General features: G+C 46.9%; 11 protein-coding genes. 5 read left to right on the top strand and 6 right to left on the bottom strand.

Annotation, left to right across the window (positions count from 1 at the left end; translation table 11 throughout):
- Window positions 1-3: 3 nt before the first annotated feature.
- Both AAHK14_RS06390 and AAHK14_RS06385 read left to right on the top strand, forming a co-directional pair.
- Window positions 4-912 carry an exodeoxyribonuclease III gene (locus AAHK14_RS06390; RefSeq protein ID WP_194092522.1) on the top strand — a complete coding sequence of 303 codons (909 nt, stop codon included), beginning with the start codon at window positions 4-6 and terminating at the stop codon, window positions 910-912.
- A 294-nt stretch (window positions 913-1,206) separates the two neighbouring features.
- Window positions 1,207-1,956 carry a glutathione peroxidase gene (locus tag AAHK14_RS06385; RefSeq protein ID WP_194092521.1) on the top strand — a complete coding sequence of 250 codons (750 nt, stop codon included), beginning with the start codon at window positions 1,207-1,209 and terminating at the stop codon, window positions 1,954-1,956.
- 54 nt (window positions 1,957-2,010) lie between these two features.
- Here the strand turns inward: AAHK14_RS06385 and AAHK14_RS06380 are convergent, their stop codons facing one another.
- From AAHK14_RS06380 to lnt, 6 genes are all read right to left on the bottom strand, one after another.
- A complete protein-coding gene (locus AAHK14_RS06380) occupies window positions 2,011-3,177 on the bottom strand; it encodes an HlyD family type I secretion periplasmic adaptor subunit (RefSeq protein ID WP_194092520.1) in 1,167 nt (388 codons plus the stop codon).
- Window positions 3,178-3,188: 11 nt separating this feature from the next.
- The gene (locus AAHK14_RS06375) at window positions 3,189-5,399 is read right to left on the bottom strand and encodes an ATP-binding cassette domain-containing protein (protein WP_194092519.1); all 2,211 of its coding nucleotides are present in this window, start codon (window positions 5,397-5,399) and stop codon (window positions 3,189-3,191) included.
- Between the two features lie 179 nt (window positions 5,400-5,578).
- A complete protein-coding gene (locus tag AAHK14_RS06370; RefSeq protein ID WP_194092518.1) occupies window positions 5,579-7,156 on the bottom strand; it encodes a TolC family protein in 1,578 nt (525 codons plus the stop codon).
- A 536-nt stretch (window positions 7,157-7,692) separates the two neighbouring features.
- The gene (locus AAHK14_RS06365) at window positions 7,693-9,255 is read right to left on the bottom strand and encodes a peptide MFS transporter (RefSeq protein ID WP_115248218.1); all 1,563 of its coding nucleotides are present in this window, start codon (window positions 9,253-9,255) and stop codon (window positions 7,693-7,695) included.
- Window positions 9,256-9,496: 241 nt separating this feature from the next.
- The gene (locus AAHK14_RS06360; RefSeq protein WP_062498347.1) at window positions 9,497-9,976 is read right to left on the bottom strand and encodes a hypothetical protein; all 480 of its coding nucleotides are present in this window, start codon (window positions 9,974-9,976) and stop codon (window positions 9,497-9,499) included.
- A 247-nt stretch (window positions 9,977-10,223) separates the two neighbouring features.
- Window positions 10,224-11,828, bottom strand: coding sequence for an apolipoprotein N-acyltransferase (gene lnt / locus AAHK14_RS06355; protein WP_194092524.1), 1,605 nt, complete (start codon window positions 11,826-11,828; stop codon window positions 10,224-10,226).
- Window positions 11,829-12,016: 188 nt separating this feature from the next.
- On the opposite strand from lnt, the gene AAHK14_RS06350 reads away from it, so the two are divergent.
- From AAHK14_RS06350 to AAHK14_RS06340, 3 genes are all read left to right on the top strand, one after another.
- Entirely contained in the window at window positions 12,017-12,256 is a 240-nt protein-coding gene (locus AAHK14_RS06350) for a DUF1778 domain-containing protein (RefSeq protein WP_065255272.1), read from the top strand.
- Window positions 12,257-12,378: 122 nt separating this feature from the next.
- On the top strand, window positions 12,379-12,813 hold the full coding sequence (locus AAHK14_RS06345) for a type II toxin-antitoxin system VapC family toxin (RefSeq protein ID WP_065255271.1): 435 nt from the start codon (window positions 12,379-12,381) through the stop codon (window positions 12,811-12,813).
- 92 nt (window positions 12,814-12,905) lie between these two features.
- Window positions 12,906-15,779: a valine--tRNA ligase gene (locus AAHK14_RS06340; RefSeq protein WP_065255270.1), complete on the top strand. Its 2,874-nt coding sequence runs from the start codon at window positions 12,906-12,908 to the stop codon at window positions 15,777-15,779.
- Window positions 15,780-15,835: the final 56 nt, after the last annotated feature.

Below are 15,835 nucleotides of genomic sequence, written 5' to 3'. Positions count from 1 at the left end.
ATCATGACCAACGCCAATTCTCTACACCCCAATCCACAAGCCCCAACCGCCCTAAATCCCAAGCCCAACGACATAATACCCCCAAAATCCATCCACACCATCAAGCATGGCAACAAACATGTTCTAAGAGTGGTATCTATTAATGTCAATGGATTAAGGGCGTCTGAGAAAAAGGGGCTGTTTGATTTTATCATCAAGTCAGACACAGACGTGATATGTATGCAGGAAACACGGATAACCCATGAACAATGGACGGATAAATTTAAGCCTGTGGGTTATCATACTCATTTGTTCCCTGCCGAGCGAGCGGGATATGCAGGGGTGGCGATTTATAGTAAATTGCCCTTTATCCCAACAGATGGTCTGGGTTTTGAGATTGCCGATACACAGGGGCGGTTTAGCTGTGGGCGGTTTGATTTGAGTGAATGGGGGCTTGATACGCCTGTGCATATTGCATCTTTGTATTTGCCATCTGGTTCATCAGGTGATGATGCTCAGGCTCGCAAAGATGAATTTTTGGAAAAATACAAAACCATATTAAAACGCTGGCGAGATGACAATAAATCCATCATCATCTGTGGCGATTATAACATCGTGCATAAACGCATTGACATCAAAAACTGGTCGGGCAACCAAAAAGCATCTGGCTGTCTGCCCCATGAACGGGCGTGGCTTGACCATATTTATGATGAGCTTGGTTATGTGGATACATTTCGGGTGGTGCGAGATGACAGCGACATCTATTCATGGTGGTCAAATCGTGGGCAAGCCCGTGCCAAAAACGTGGGCTGGCGTATAGATTATCACGTCTGTTCATCCGACTGGAAGTCTCGTACAGCAGGGGCGTGGGTCTATCGTGATGCGTGGTATTCTGACCACGCCCCTGTGGTTGTGGATTATGTGATTGGGTAGGTGCATTGCTGAATTAAAAATGAAGGCATTGTTAATTAACTATACCTTTGGGCGGATTTGTAGGGGCAAATTACATTTGCCCTGCGATAAGGCGTTGATTTTTGGGCGAATTGCAATTCGCCCCTACACATCAAATTTTATGTTTTAATTTTATGGTGCTTGATTTTGGCAGGGAGAAAAAATGAGCGATGATTTTTATAAAGAACTACACATATTAGCCCAAAAACCCTGCAAAATTAGCAAAATCCACAAAAATTCTGTATAATGAACCAAATCTATTTTTAGGAGAATGCAATGGCATTTAAAGACATGGTTGGACAAAAAGTCCCAAGCGTAACTTTCCGCACCCGTCAAGGCGACAACTGGGTGGACGTAACCACAGACGAGTTGTTCGGCGGCAAAAAAGTCGTGCTGTTTAGCTTGCCAGGGGCATTTACCCCAACGTGTTCATCAACACACCTGCCCCGCTACAACGAGCTGTGCGGTGAGTTCAAAAAACTGGGCGTGGACGACATCATCTGCGTGTCGGTCAATGACACCTTTGTCATGAACGCATGGAAAGCCGACCAAGAATGTGCCAACATCACCGTTATCCCAGACGGCAATGGCGAATTTACAGACGGTATGGGGCGACTTGTCGGCAAAGAAAATCTTGGCTTTGGCAAGCGTTCATGGCGTTACTCCATGCTTGTGGATAATGGCGTGATTGTCAAAATCTTTGACGAACCCGAAAAAGACGGCGACCCCTTTGAAGTGTCGGACGCTGACACCATGATTAAGTTTTTGAACCCTGAATGGACGGACAAGCCGTCTGTGGCGATTATCTCAAAAGCAGGGTGCCAGTTCTGCATTAAGGCAAAAGAAGCTCTAACAGCTCGTGGCGTAACATACGAGGAGCTGGTGCTTGGGCGTGACATCACCACAACAGCAGTACGTGCCATGACAGGGCATGAGACCGTGCCACAGGTCTTTGTCGGTGGTAAGCACATTGGCGGTTCGGAGGATTTGGAAAAATATCTGACGAGCGGTGAGTGTGTACTCTAATTAGCACCCATTAGAAATATCAAAAACGTGGCGCAAATGCCACGTTTTTTAGTATTATCGCTCGCCCAGACCTTCGGATAACGTCTTGGTAATCGGCTTGGTCAGATAGGACAACACCGTCCGCTCCATTGCCTTGATGTCCACACTGGCGGTCATGCCCGGTTTGATGATAATCTCATCTTCACGAGCCGCTACCTGAGCCCCTTCTATGCGAATCTGCACCCGATAATAGGGTTTATCGCCTTGTGGGGTTTTCTCCATGAGCGTGTCTGGACTGATGTAGATGACCTCGCCATTCATCGCCCCAAAGATAGAATAATCATAAGCATCCAGCTTGACACTGGCGGTCTGACCCTCTTTGACATAGGCGATGTCCACAGGCTGAACCTTTGCCTCCACCACCAAATCACTACTGGTCGGCAACAGTTGCATGATGGTATCGCCCGGTCGCACTACCCCGCCAATGGTCGTTACGGCGATATTATTCACTTTACCATCCACAGGAGCAAATAGACGTTTTTCTTCTAATACTTGGGTTCGGTCTCTTAGCTGTTCGGTCTCAGATTCTAGCTCTTCTTGGGCTTTGGTAAGCTCGGTTTGAGCATCCTCAAAGTATTTGTTGCGTTTGTTGGTAATCTGTGCCTCGATGTCCGCCACTTGACGACGAAGCCTAATCACATCTGCCTGACTGACATCGCCATGAGCCAGTAGCGGTTCGTTCATGGCAAGTTCTCGCTTGGCAAGTTCTAGCATTTTTTGTAATGATGCCACATCTTGGGTAATGGCTTGACGGCGACGATTGTATAGCTCGGTTTGGTTTTGGACATACTCGGTATACTTTTGCACTTCTTCTGGGAAATTTAGTGGGCGGTCAAAAATCTCCGCCTCCAACCGTGCCACCCTCGCTCGCAGGGCTGCCGCCTTGGTTGCCGAGTTGTCCAGTGCCGCCTTAGCACGCTCTTCTTCTAATATCGCCAGCAGGTCGTCTTTTTTGACATCGTCGCCTTCTCTGACCAGTAGCTCTGATAACACGCCATTATCAGTTGCCTGAATCTCTTGGGTGCGGTCAGATGCGATGACAGTCGCCTGAGCTCTGGTTACTTGGTCAATCTTGGCAAATGATGCCCATGTGATAAGCACGATAATGGTCACCAGTGCCACCCAAATAATCACACTGGGCTTACTGCGTGATTTGGCTTTTTGATAGTTTTTTTGACTCACAGTATCTCCCTTTATGGTTGTTTGGGCGTATTAGGATTGGTGCCAATGTTTTGTGTGGCATTGCCCTGCTCTACTTTTTTCATGGCATCTTTGGCATTTTGCTCGTTTTGGATAAGCCGTGACAACACCGCCTGCTTGGGCCCATCCATGACCACTTTACCATCTGCCATGATGATGATACGATTGACCAAAGCCAGTAGTCCCATTTTATGGGTTGAGACGATGAGCGTCTTGGTGGGGTCTTGGAGCTCTTGGGCAAGCACTTGTAGACACTGATTTTCTTGCATGTTGTCCATGGATGCCGTTGGCTCGTCAAGTAGCCATACCGATGGTTTGGTCAGCACTAAGCGGGTGAAAGCAACCAGCTGTTTTTGTCCGCCTGACAGACCCTTACCCCCTTCACTGATGGGCAAATCCAGACCACTAGAATGCCCTGATACTAAGCGAATAAGCCCCGTGCGATGCAACTCTTGTCTGATGACATCATCAGGTGGGGCGGGCATGCCAATGAGCAGATTCTCACGGAGCGTCCCTTGGAAAAGACGATGGTCTTGTTGTAGATAGCCCACCTGCTCACTCATGGATTCACGGCTGATGTGGCTGATGTCCAGCCCATCTAACAATACATGACCGCCTGTGGGCATGTATAGACCTGATAGGATTTTTAAGAGAGTAGATTTGCCAGAGCCGATAGAGCCTAATATTGCCACACGCTCGCCTGCCTTGATGTCCAAATGCTCAATATTTAGGGCGTTCCGCTCATTGCCTGCATAATTAAAGGTCATGTTATGGCACTGATACCAGCCATGAATGCGAGATGGGGCAAGCGGATGAGCAACATTGTTATTGTCTTGTTCTAATGCAAAAAGCCTTTCAATATTGACTTTGGCGGCTTTTGCGTGTGAATACTGTACCAGCAAGTTTGGGGCGTTCATGATGGGAGCAAGAATACGGCCGCCCAAAATGGTACAAGCAATCAGACCACCGATGGTCATGCCCTGCGACATTACCACAAACGCCCCTGTAATGACAATCCCCACATAGCTGATTTGTTGGAGCATTTGTACGCTATAATTTAGGTTGTCATTGGCATGACGCATTTTTAGGTCATTATCAATGGTCTCGCCTGTTACATTTAGCCATTTAGATAAGAATTTCCAGTTGCCCGAGCCTGCCTTGATGGTCTCCATGCCTTCGACCGTCTCCACCAAAATCCCTGTTTTTAGATAGGATGCGGCGGCGTTTTGGGCAGAGATTTTATCAATCTTTTTACGGCTAGACAGACCCAATGCAATGCCAATCACCGCAGCAATCAGCGGAATGATGGCAACAATGGGCGAGCCGATGACCGCAATCAAGATGATGAACAAAATACTCATCGGAATATCAACAAGCGTAAACAGCGTGCTTGCCGTAAAAAACGAACGTACCTGTTCATAGCCACGAAGCTGGGCTGCCAGTGAACCGACTGAGTTTGGCATCTTATCCACACACACCGCCAACAATCGCTCAAAGATATTTCTTGACAAAACCTCATCAACCCCAATAACCATCTTATCCATGACTTTGGAGCGAGCAAATTTCATCATCGCTTCAAAAATAATCATCAATCCCACGCCCGATGCTAGGATAATCAAGGTGTACTGGCTGTTTGTTGGAATGACACGGTCATAGACCTGCATGGAAAATAGCGACACAGCAAGGGCAAGCAGGTTGATGATAAAAGATGCCACAACTGCTTCTATTACAACACGCTTATGCTCTGTCAGATTTTGTATCAAAAGTTCGTGAAAGCCGACTTTTTTCTCAGCGACCAGCTTGTCCGAGACACGAATTTTTGCCACAAAATCCAAATCCGAGCCCTGACAACTCACTCTCCCTTGGATGCTCTCAAAAATCCAGTTGAGACCGTATTTTTGGACAATACGACCATAACCCAACTTTTGATGATGGGCAAGCAGGGGCATATAAGCAGCATCTGGCTCATCCATGACATCTGGCTCATCAGAGATGCCCAAGATGTCAAGCAAATGGGTCAATCGCTCTTCATGGTCATCAAAGCCTGACACACGACCAAGTGCGGTATCTAGGCGATTTTTATCCACAGTTACACCCACATCTTTTAACAGCTCAAATACCGCCACGCCCAAAGCGTTATTGTTGGTGTATTGTTTTGGTAGCTGTTGGTTGTCGGGGTTGTCAGTGGTTTGGTTTAACGACATCAGTTATCCTTGGCTTGTCACGCTTTGGCATGACAATATTTGATAAATATAGGTAAAAACCATCACGGTACTCTTTGTTTAAAATACACCCACATGTGTCGATGTTAGTACATACCGCAACTTAATTCTGTCAAACGATAAGTTTAACACAACGGTTTTTTTATATGGTTAAGATTGAGTTATTGATTTGTTTGTTTAAAGTCATCAGCGGTCGGAAAACGACGTTCATCCACAGGCTGGATTTGCTCGCCCATTTGTACGCCTTCGCCATCAATGATGTGCTCCATCTGAGCATCTGATGAATGAATCTCATCGATTTCATCCATCTCATTGCCCATCTCATCTGCCAAGCGGGGTGGCTCTATCCACAAATCCTGCTGATTGACAAAACTGTCATCAACCATTGGGGTGCTTAGCTTTGGTGCTGACTGAGTATTGGTCTCACGCCATGCCAAAAACGTACGATAAGGACGAAACTCACTGACGGGTGCATGAATGACATGATAATCTGACTGCCAATCCATCGCCCCAAAGTCCACTTGTAGCTTATAAAAACTTGCCACCATTTGGCTTTGGACTTCTAGCAGTTGCTGTTCATACTGAGTGTGTTCACGCACGGCATTTAGCACTTCTAGCCATGATTTTCGCCCTGCGATGAACTGACGACCATACGAATCCACCACCAGTTTTGCCCCATCGATGGCAAGTTTAATAGACTGCTCTCTGTCTCTTGATGAGACGAACTCTTGGTACTGGGTTTGTAGGCTCTCCATGACTGTTCGCCGTGTCGCTTCTTGGGTCTGAGTTAGGCTCATGGCACGGGCATTGGCGGCACGGGTTAGGGCAAGCGATGAAAAACCCGCCCCTGGATCATAGGACATGCCCACCGAAAACTCGCCATCATCTTCGTTATTCTCATGCTCAAAGGTGTGTTGATACTGGGCGTAGATGTTGGGATAACGTCCTGCCGCTTGGGCTTTTGCTTCTTGTTTGGCGGCTTCTACTTGAAAATGCTGACGCACCACACTAGGATGATGACTACCCACATTGCCAAACACCTGCGTTTCAAAATTTACCGACTGTGCTTTGGCGTAGTCCGTTAAGGACTTCATGGTGATGTTGTATTTTTTATCGCCCAACTCTTCGCCGATGAGCTGTGAGAGTCTGGCGGCAGCGACCCGCTCTTGTTCTATGGCATTTTGTAGGGAGTTTTGGTCTTGATAAATGCGATTTTTGACCAAATCCAGCTCAATCTTCGCCGACACGCCCTGTGCCACCCGACGCTCCATCATCGCTTCAAACTCTTTTAGGCGTGCCAAACTGTCAGCATACAGCTCCTGCAAGGCAACGGCATAGATATAACCCCGCCAGATGTCAATGGTGTTTTTGGCAACGGTGTTTTGCTGTTCAAAGACATACGCATTGGCGGCTTTATTGTCATACATGCTTTGGTTAATCTGTGCTGTCAATCGCCCGCCCGTCCATAGTGGCTGACGAATGGCAACAGTGCTCACCAGTCCGTCGTTTTTGTCATGTCCTGTACTAATCGTGGGGGTCGGCAACATGCCCAGTTTGGCAGCACGCACGCCTTCGGCAGCCGCCATTTCATCAGCTTTGGCAGCATTGACCAAGGGGTGCGTTTGCGTGGCACGAAGTAGCAGTGCATCCAAGTCTAGCGGATTAATATTTGCTAAAACAAAGGTGGGCATCAGTCCTAGCCCAAAAAGCACGCATTTTTTTAGATTATGAAAAGTCATCAAAAAGTCCAATTACTTATCATGAATAATAAGCAAAAATTATGCCAACATAAACACCGTGTTCAACTTTATGCGTTATTTTATTTGGACAGTTCTAGGGCGTGTCTGCCTTTGGTATTTGCCATGAAAAATGCCTGTTTAAAAAATCAGGGAAATCTCCCGTTTTTCAAGGAAAAACAAAAGCTGAGAGTCTTCTATCAGACAAGTTTTTATTATGAAAAACTTGTCTGACCACTTAATCGGGTAAATTTTTAAGTTTTTTACTTAACTTTTTTAAATTAAGTTTTTAAATTAAGTGGTCAGATAGCCATTTTTCATGCAAAATTGGTTGAAATTGTCAAATTTTTATCTTGTTTTATAAAAATGTTATCAATGTTCAACACGCCCTAACATCATCCAAAATATGGGATATCGTCATCTGCCCGACCAACAAGGCTGGCAAATGGGTTGGCATAAGTTGAGATTTGGGTAAAATTAAGCACTATAATAGCAAATTTTGACAAAAAATGCTCTACATTTTGGATAAAGGGCGACTTTTAGACCGTGGCATCTTTGTCCGTCTGTGATAGCATGTTTGTGATGGGTTTGGCAAGCACCAACAGTAGTACCCCACAGACCACCAAAAAGACCGTCAATGCCGTAAAGAGCTTTGGCAAATCCCCTATCGTCTCTGCCGACACATAGCCACCTGAGATGGAGCCTATCAGTCCGCCCAACGAGATGGACGTGTACCACAGCCCCATCATCACCCCTTGCATGCCTTGTGGGGCAAGTTTGGTCATGCTAGACATGCCCACAGGCGAGATACAAAGCTCAGCGATGGTCAAAAAAAGCAGTGATGAGACAAGCCACATCATGGACACGCTGGCACTGCCCGCCACAATCATCTTGCTCGCCATAATCATGATGGCAAAAGCAACCGACGCCAGTAGCATGCCTAGGGCAAACTTTGTCATGCTATTTGGGTTTTTGTGGCGTTTGCCCAGTTTTATCCACAGCATGCTCACCAAGGGGGCAAAGAGCAGGATAAAAATGGGGTTTAGCGACTGAAACCACACCGTTGGAATGTTAAAACCGCCCAAACTGCGGTCAGTATAACGCTCGGCAAATAGGTTAAATGATGCAGGCTGTTGTTCAAAACTTGACCAGAACAAAGACGCTCCGACGATGAGAAAAAAGCAGACAAGCAGACGCATTTTTTCTGCCTTAACAAAGCGAGATGACAAAAACGCCCACCCAAAAAAAGCAAATAACGCCCCGATGATGAGATACGTCATGGCATCACGAATCGCCACGGCATTGATGGTTAGTACGCCTGTACTTACCATCACCACCAACCCACACAACGCCACCAAAAAGGCAAAAACCACTTTGCCCACATGAGCCACACGGCGACTGGGCTTATCCCAGCTGACACTCATGCCTTTGCTGTTTGCAAATTTGGTCAGGTATTTTTTGGCGACAAAACGATACACCAACAACGCAATGAGCATGCCAATCCCACCGATGGTAAAGCCTGTGTGCCACTGACCTTTGTCCACAAAATAACCTGTGGCTATCGGGGCAACCATCGCCCCTAGGTTGATGGACATATAAAAAACGGTAAATCCTGAGTCTCGCCTGTCATCTTTGTCATCATAAAGCGAGCCGACCATCACCGCAATACACGTCTTAAACAGCCCCGTCCCCAGCACCAATAAAATCAGCCCCACAAAAAACATGGTCATGCCAAGCATGGGCAATGCCGACATGCCAATCGCCAAATGCCCCAGTGCCATGATGATACAGCCCCACCACAGTGAACGCTCCTGTCCAAGCCAGTTGTCAGCCAACCATCCGCCTGCCAATGGCACCAAATACATCATGCCACTAAATATCCCATAAATGGCGGCGGCTGTCGTGTCATCAAAACCAAAACCACCCGAGACGATGGCGGTCGTCATGAACAAAACCAGCAAAGGGCGAATGCCATAATAAGAAAAACGCTCCCACATCTCCACAAAAAATAGCCCTTGCAAGGGCTTGGGATGTCCTAAAAATGCTTTGTCTAGCTTTTTAAAGTGGGCATCTGCGTTGGTGTCTGCCGATGAATTTGCCATGCTTTTTTCCTTAAAATGATGATTTTAGATATTTGCAAGCAACATTAACCCCATTCTCAATTTTATATAAATAATTAACTCATCAAGGGTAAATTGCAATTTTCCCCCACAACAAATAATGATAGAACAATCAATGAGTTACCATTTTAAGCTAGGATTGGGGTTTGTTTTATCAATTTTTTGCATAAAAATCATGATTCATAAAAAAACCTTATTTAATGATAAATAAGGTTTTGTCAGATTACTGGGTGACTTCCTGCTCACTGGGAGCTGTTTGGGCATCATCACCTGCCACACTCTCGGCAGTGGTCTCATGTGGTGCATCGCTGGTCGCCACGTCACTGGCAACAGGTTGATCTTCTGCTGACTTTTCTTGGACGGGGGTCTGAGCATCGCCTGCTGAGTTGGCAACTTGTTCGGCCGCTTCTTGTTCGGCGGTGTCGCTGGCGGCAGTATCTGCGGTCGCATCAGGGGCGGTCGCTACTGCCACGGCTTCTGCCTTTTGGGCATCGGTGGGATTGTTCTCTTGCTGGATGAGTTCGTCTAAGGCTCTGCCTGCGGGTGTGGCTGAGACGGCTGCAGGCTCATGGTTGCCCGCTGGGCGTAGCCATGCAAAAACGGCAATACCGCCGATGAGAACCAAAAGTAGAACCACACCAATCAAAGCATGGATGATTTCTTTGGTTGGGTTGTTTTCAGAAGCGTCGTGTGCGTGTGCCATAAATCACCTGTCGTGTTGATGGGTTTGATTTAACCGTTTGTTTGGGCATTTAATGATACGATTTTTAAAACCTTTACAAAGTTTTAAATGTCAAATTTTTAAAATTTTACAGTTTTTAAAATTCACTCATCAAATGCTTACATGAGTTTTATTTTTAAGACATAAATTTTTCTCTATTATATACCAATTTCTACCATTTTGTACAATCCCATATTAAAATTATGGGTAATTTTTACATTTTTTGTCATCAGTCTCGCACGCCATCGCCTTGATAGTACAGTTCATGACTGGCATCATAAAGGTTTTGACGTCTGACGACAAAGCTAAGCCCGATGAGCAACAAGCACAATATCAGTATCGGGTAACTGCCCCATCGCATAAAAGGTGTCGTCCCTGTCATCATCGGCACATCCCCACGCAATACCGTCGGCACAAAGGGGGTCGCTTGACTGACGATACGTCCCTTATCATCAATAAATGCCGTAACCCCCGTATTGGTTGCTCGTGCAAACCAACGCCCTGTCTCTATGCTTCGCATTTGCACCATTTGTAGATGCTGTAAAGGGCCTGCACTTGTGCCAAACCACGCATCATTTGAGACAGTCAGGAGGAATTGGGTGTCTTTGGCGTTTTTGCGAGTGGTGTCAGGATATGCCACCTCGTAGCACACCGCCGGCCCCATGGGCTGATTTTTGACCAGTAATGGCTTTTGGTTGTCATTGCCACGGCTAAAACTGACTACATCCTGCATGCCTGCCAAATCAGGCAAAATATTCAACATCCCCTCAAAAGGAATGTACTCGCCAAAGGGGACAAGATTTTGCTTTTTATACAGACCACCACTATTCTCACCCAATGCCAACACACTATTATATAGATGTGGATAATCTCGCTCGGCAGGGTCATAATGCTCTATGTCCCGATAAGGAATGCCCATGACCCATGTCGCTCCCTGTGTGCGAGCATGAGTGTGTACGTCATGGATAAACGCCCACGCTTCGTCTTGGAACATGGGAATGGATGCTTCGGGCCACACCACGACATCCTGCCCCCATTCACTCTCTGACAGCTGGGCGTAGATGTTTAGGGTCTCGTGGCGGTATTCGGTTAGCCATTTTAAATCTTGGGGGATGTTGCCCTGCACGAGCGACATGGACAATCTCTCGCCCGTGGGGGTCGTCCATTTGGGGTCAATGACCCACACCAATATGGCAAACAACACCAAAAAAGCACTGATGAACAAAAACCCTAATTTTTGGCGAAACACTTCTACCACACTCGCCCCGAACAGAACCGCCACAAAGCTGATGGCAAATACGCCAAACATCGGTGCCAGCGAGCTTATCCACGCCAAATCGGCAAAAGCATAGCCCACAAACAGCCACGGAAATCCCGTCAGTAGCCATGTCTTTGTCCACTCTTGTATCACCCACAAAGATGCAAACGCCAAAGGCTGACGACCCATAAAACGCACAAACATCCACGCCATCACCGCATGGAACAGCCCCATGATAAATGCCATCAGTGCTATCATGATAAGGGCAAGCCATATCGGGATGTTGCCATACTCATGAATGGACGTATAAAGCCAAAACGCCCCCACCGCCCACAGCCCAAAGCCATACGCCTGCCCCACCCAAAACGCACGCCCCGCCTTCTCTTCGCCCACCAGACAAGCATACAGCACCATGGGCGAGAGTATGGCTATCGTCCATAGTTTATAGGGGGCAAGCGACAATGAGAACATCGCTCCTGCCATCAGGCACAACAGAACAGGAATGATGAGTGGCAGGCGTTTTTTGGTGGTGATTTTTTGGCGAGTGGCACGCTTGGCAAGTCGGGAAGCTGGCATGCTGACGGAAGTGGCTTGATGGGTCATGACAAAGAACAAGGCAAATAACCGCTTATTTTAGCAAATTTTCGGGGTAAATGTCATCTTTTCATCCCCAATCGGGCAATCCGAGTGTACCGCCAAGATTGCCAAGGGGGAGTTAATCGGTATACAATACACCCTAACAACCCAAAATAAAGGGGAACGCCATGATTATAGACCTACCACCCCAAACCGAGCAAATCATCGCCCAAGTCGCCAAAGAGCAAGGGCAAAGTGTGCATGATTTTATCGTGATGAGTGCCTACGAAAAAGCAGTACAAGCCATGACGGACAAACCGCAAGCACAGGGCTTGGGCGAGCGTATTCATCTGATTTTTGCAAAGGCGGATTTTCCTGAACTTAGTTTACCGCAACGCACCGATCACCCAAGACACATTGAGTCATGAATGATTTATCAGTCAGCTATTTATTAGATACAGCTAACAAAATTTAATTTTACTACGGAAACCATTCGCCCTAAGCTCGTCAAAAATTCGGTTTCTTTTATGGCTTGACGGGATCGCCATGAATGGAGAGCGTAGCACTTTTTCATTTTGCAGAGTGTACTAATGTTATTTCAGAATTAAATAAGCCAGAACCTAATTTAAATGTCATTCGTTGGCTAAATCAGCACCCCACGGCTTTTATTAGCACCATTACCAAAGCTGAGTTATTGTATGGCGTGGCAAATTTATCTGATGGCAAAAGAAAACGACAACCATCCCAAGCCACCGATGAGATTTTGGCATTATTTGAAAATCACACATTGTCATTTTGCACCAAAAGTGCCGAGCATTATGCCAAAGTCATCAGCGACCGCCAAAAGCAAGGCAGACCTATTTTAATGGCAGACGCATTGATTGCCAGCATTGCCCTTGCCAATGGTTTGACAGTTGTTCCAAGAAACATCAAAGATTTTGATGGTATTGATAAATTAGCACTATTTAACCCTTTTAATCCATGAAAATCAAAATACCCTTTCCCAAACCCCCAATTTTACGGTAAAATTAGGGGTTTTTATTTTATATTCAATTCAAAGCATTTAAAGGTACTCTCATGACCCTACCCACAACCTACACCCCGTCCGAACTTGAACAAAAATGGTACACCACTTGGGAAGACAAGGGCTATTTTCGCCCCACCCTTGATAAGCCAAAATCTTTCTCTATCGCCATTCCTCCGCCAAACGTAACAGGCTCGCTCCATATGGGGCATGGCTTTAATAACACCATTATGGACGCTCTGACTCGCTTTCATCGCATGAAAGGCTACAACACCCTATGGCAACCAGGTACCGACCACGCTGGTATCGCCACGCAAATGGTGGTGGAGCGTCAGCTGGGCTTAGACGGCATTAGCCGTCATGATTTGGGGCGTGAGAAGTTTATTGAAAAAGTGTGGGAATGGAAAGGGCAGTCGGGTGGCAACATCACTCGCCAAATCCGCCGTCTTGGCTCGTCCGTGGACTGGTCTCGTGAACGCTTTACCATGGACGATGATTTATCCAAAGTGGTTAAAGAAGTCTTTGTCCGTTTGCATGATGAAGGCTTGATTTACCGTGGCAAACGCTTGGTAAACTGGGACTGCAAACTGCACACCGCCCTATCCGACCTAGAAGTAGAAAGCGTAGAAGAGCAAGGTAATTTGTGGCATTTTAGATATTATTTTGCCGACAAAAATTTGACAACCCAAGACGGTAAAAATTACCTTGTCGTGGCGACCACACGCCCTGAAACCCTGCTTGGTGATAGTGCCGTGGCGGTACACCCTGAAGATGAACGTTACGCCCATTTGATTGGCAAAACGATTGTCCTACCGATTACGGGGCGTGAAGTGCCGATTGTGGCGGACGATTATGTAGAAAAAGACTTTGGCACAGGGTGTGTCAAAATTACCCCTGCTCACGACTTTAACGACTATGAACTTGGCAAACGCCACAACCTGCCACTCATCAATATTTTTGATGAAAATGCACACGTTAAGGCAGAATTTGACTTTATTGCCAAAGCAGGCGAGCAAATCTCCGACCACATCACCGCACCTAGTGAGTATGCAGGGCTTGACCGTTTTGTCGCTCGTAAAAAACTCGTGGAGCAAGCCCAAAACGAAAACTGGCTTGAAAAAATTGAACCCTACACCCTAAAAGCCCCCCGTGGCGACCGCTCTGGCGTGATTGTTGAGCCACTTTTGACCGACCAATGGTACGTCAAAATCGCCCCCCTTGCCGAGCCTGCCATTCAAGCGGTGCAAAATGGCGACATCAAATTCGTCCCTGAGCAATACACCAATATGTACATGGCGTGGATGCGTGATATTCAAGACTGGTGTATCAGTCGTCAGCTGTGGTGGGGTCATCGCATTCCTGCGTGGTATGATGATAATGGCGGTGTGTATGTGGGGCGTGATGAAGATGAAGTGCGTGCTAAATATGGCTTGGGCGACACCCCCCTTCGTCAAGATGAAGACGTGTTGGACACTTGGTTTAGCTCGGCTCTGTGGACGTTTAGCACGCTGGACTGGACAGGAACAGATGCCGACTTTGACAACGCCATTTTACAAAACTTTCACCCCACAAGCGTCCTAGTTACAGGCTTTGACATCATTTTCTTTTGGGTTGCCCGTATGATTATGATGACCTTGCATTTTGTCAAGGACAAGGACGGCAAGCCACAAGTGCCATTTCACACCGTCTATGTGCATGGCTTGGTGCGTGATAGCGAAGGGCAAAAGATGAGTAAATCTAAGGGCAACGTGCTTGACCCCTTGGATTTGATTGACAGTATTGACCTAGAAAGTCTGGTAGCAAAACGCACCACGGGACTTATGAACCCCAAAGATGCGGTTAAAATTGAAAAAGCCACTCGTAAAGAGTTCCCCGAAGGCATTCTTGCCTATGGCACAGATGCGGTGCGTTTTACCTTTGCAAGCCTAGCTAGCACAGGGCGAGACATCAATTTTGACCTAAAACGTGTGGAAGGGTATCGTAACTTTTGTAATAAGATTTGGAACGCCACTCGTTTTGTGTTGATGAATGTAGAAGGTAAGCCAATCAGCGACACGCCCCGCCCCGAGCTGTGGGAGTTGTCCGAAAAATGGATAATAAGCCGACTACAAAAATGCGAGCAAGCGGTGAATTTGGCGTTTGAGACGTATCGTTTTGATTTGGCAAGCCAAGCGATTTATGACTTTATTTGGAATGAATACTGCGACTGGTATGTGGAGCTTGTCAAGCCTATCCTAAACGATGAGAGCGTGCCTGATGAGCGTAAAGCGGAGATTCGCCGTGTGCTGTTGTCGGTGCTGGAAGTTGCTTTGCGTTTGACGCACCCCATTATGCCGTTTATCACCGAAGAGATTTGGCAAACGCTTGCCCCCATGCTTGGGCAGACAGGCGAGAGTATCATGCTTGCCCCATTCCCTGTGCCAAACGATGAACGCATTGACGAGCAAGCCGAAAGCGACATGGCGTGGCTACAAAGTCTTATCGGTGCGGTGCGAAACATTCGTGGCGAGATGAAACTGGGCAATGCCGTGCGTCTGCCTGTGCTACTGCAAGGCGTAACGGACGAAGAGAGAGCGAGCCTTGCACGCATTGAAAGCCAGTTTAAAGCCCTTGCTAAGGTTGAAACGCTAACCATTGTCGGCGATGATGACGAGATTCCATTGTCATCACAAGCCTTGATTGGTTCGCTAAAAGTGCTGGTGCCGATGAAAGGCTTGATTGACCCAACCGCCGAGCTAAACCGCCTAAATAAAGTGCGTGAAAAACTGCAAGCCCAAGCGGACGCAATTAGTAAAAAGCTATCCAATGAAGGATTTGTCGCCAAAGCTCCTGCCCAAGTGGTAGAAGCGGAAAAGGCGAAATTGGCGGAGTTGAACGGGCAAATTGGAGAGATTGAGAAGCAGGTGGGGCAGTTGAGTAGTTTGTAATCCCAATAACGGCAAATAGATTATTTTATAATCTATTTGCCCAATATGCCACTTAG

Source organism: Moraxella sp. K1664 (assembly GCF_039693965.1).
GTDB lineage: Bacteria > Pseudomonadota > Gammaproteobacteria > Pseudomonadales > Moraxellaceae > Moraxella.
The sequence above is the reverse complement of the archived record's forward strand: the minus strand, read 5'-3'. Positions and strand labels throughout refer to the sequence as shown.

Bases quoted from the DNA above. Each gene is read 5' to 3' on its own strand.
- AAHK14_RS06390 (WP_194092522.1), top strand. From the start codon at position 4: ATGACCAACGCCAATTCTCTACACCCCAATCCACAAGCCCCAACCGCC.
- AAHK14_RS06385 (WP_194092521.1), top strand. From the start codon at position 1,207: ATGGCATTTAAAGACATGGTTGGACAAAAAGTCCCAAGCGTAACTTTC.
- AAHK14_RS06375 (WP_194092519.1), bottom strand. From the start codon at position 5,399: ATGTCGTTAAACCAAACCACTGACAACCCCGACAACCAACAGCTACCA.
- AAHK14_RS06370 (WP_194092518.1), bottom strand. From the start codon at position 7,156: ATGACTTTTCATAATCTAAAAAAATGCGTGCTTTTTGGGCTAGGACTG.
- AAHK14_RS06365 (WP_115248218.1), bottom strand. From the start codon at position 9,255: ATGGCAAATTCATCGGCAGACACCAACGCAGATGCCCACTTTAAAAAG.
- AAHK14_RS06360 (WP_062498347.1), bottom strand. From the start codon at position 9,976: ATGGCACACGCACACGACGCTTCTGAAAACAACCCAACCAAAGAAATC.
- lnt (WP_194092524.1), bottom strand. From the start codon at position 11,828: ATGCCAGCTTCCCGACTTGCCAAGCGTGCCACTCGCCAAAAAATCACC.
- AAHK14_RS06350 (WP_065255272.1), top strand. From the start codon at position 12,017: ATGATTATAGACCTACCACCCCAAACCGAGCAAATCATCGCCCAAGTC.
- AAHK14_RS06345 (WP_065255271.1), top strand. From the start codon at position 12,379: ATGGAGAGCGTAGCACTTTTTCATTTTGCAGAGTGTACTAATGTTATT.
- AAHK14_RS06340 (WP_065255270.1), top strand. From the start codon at position 12,906: ATGACCCTACCCACAACCTACACCCCGTCCGAACTTGAACAAAAATGG.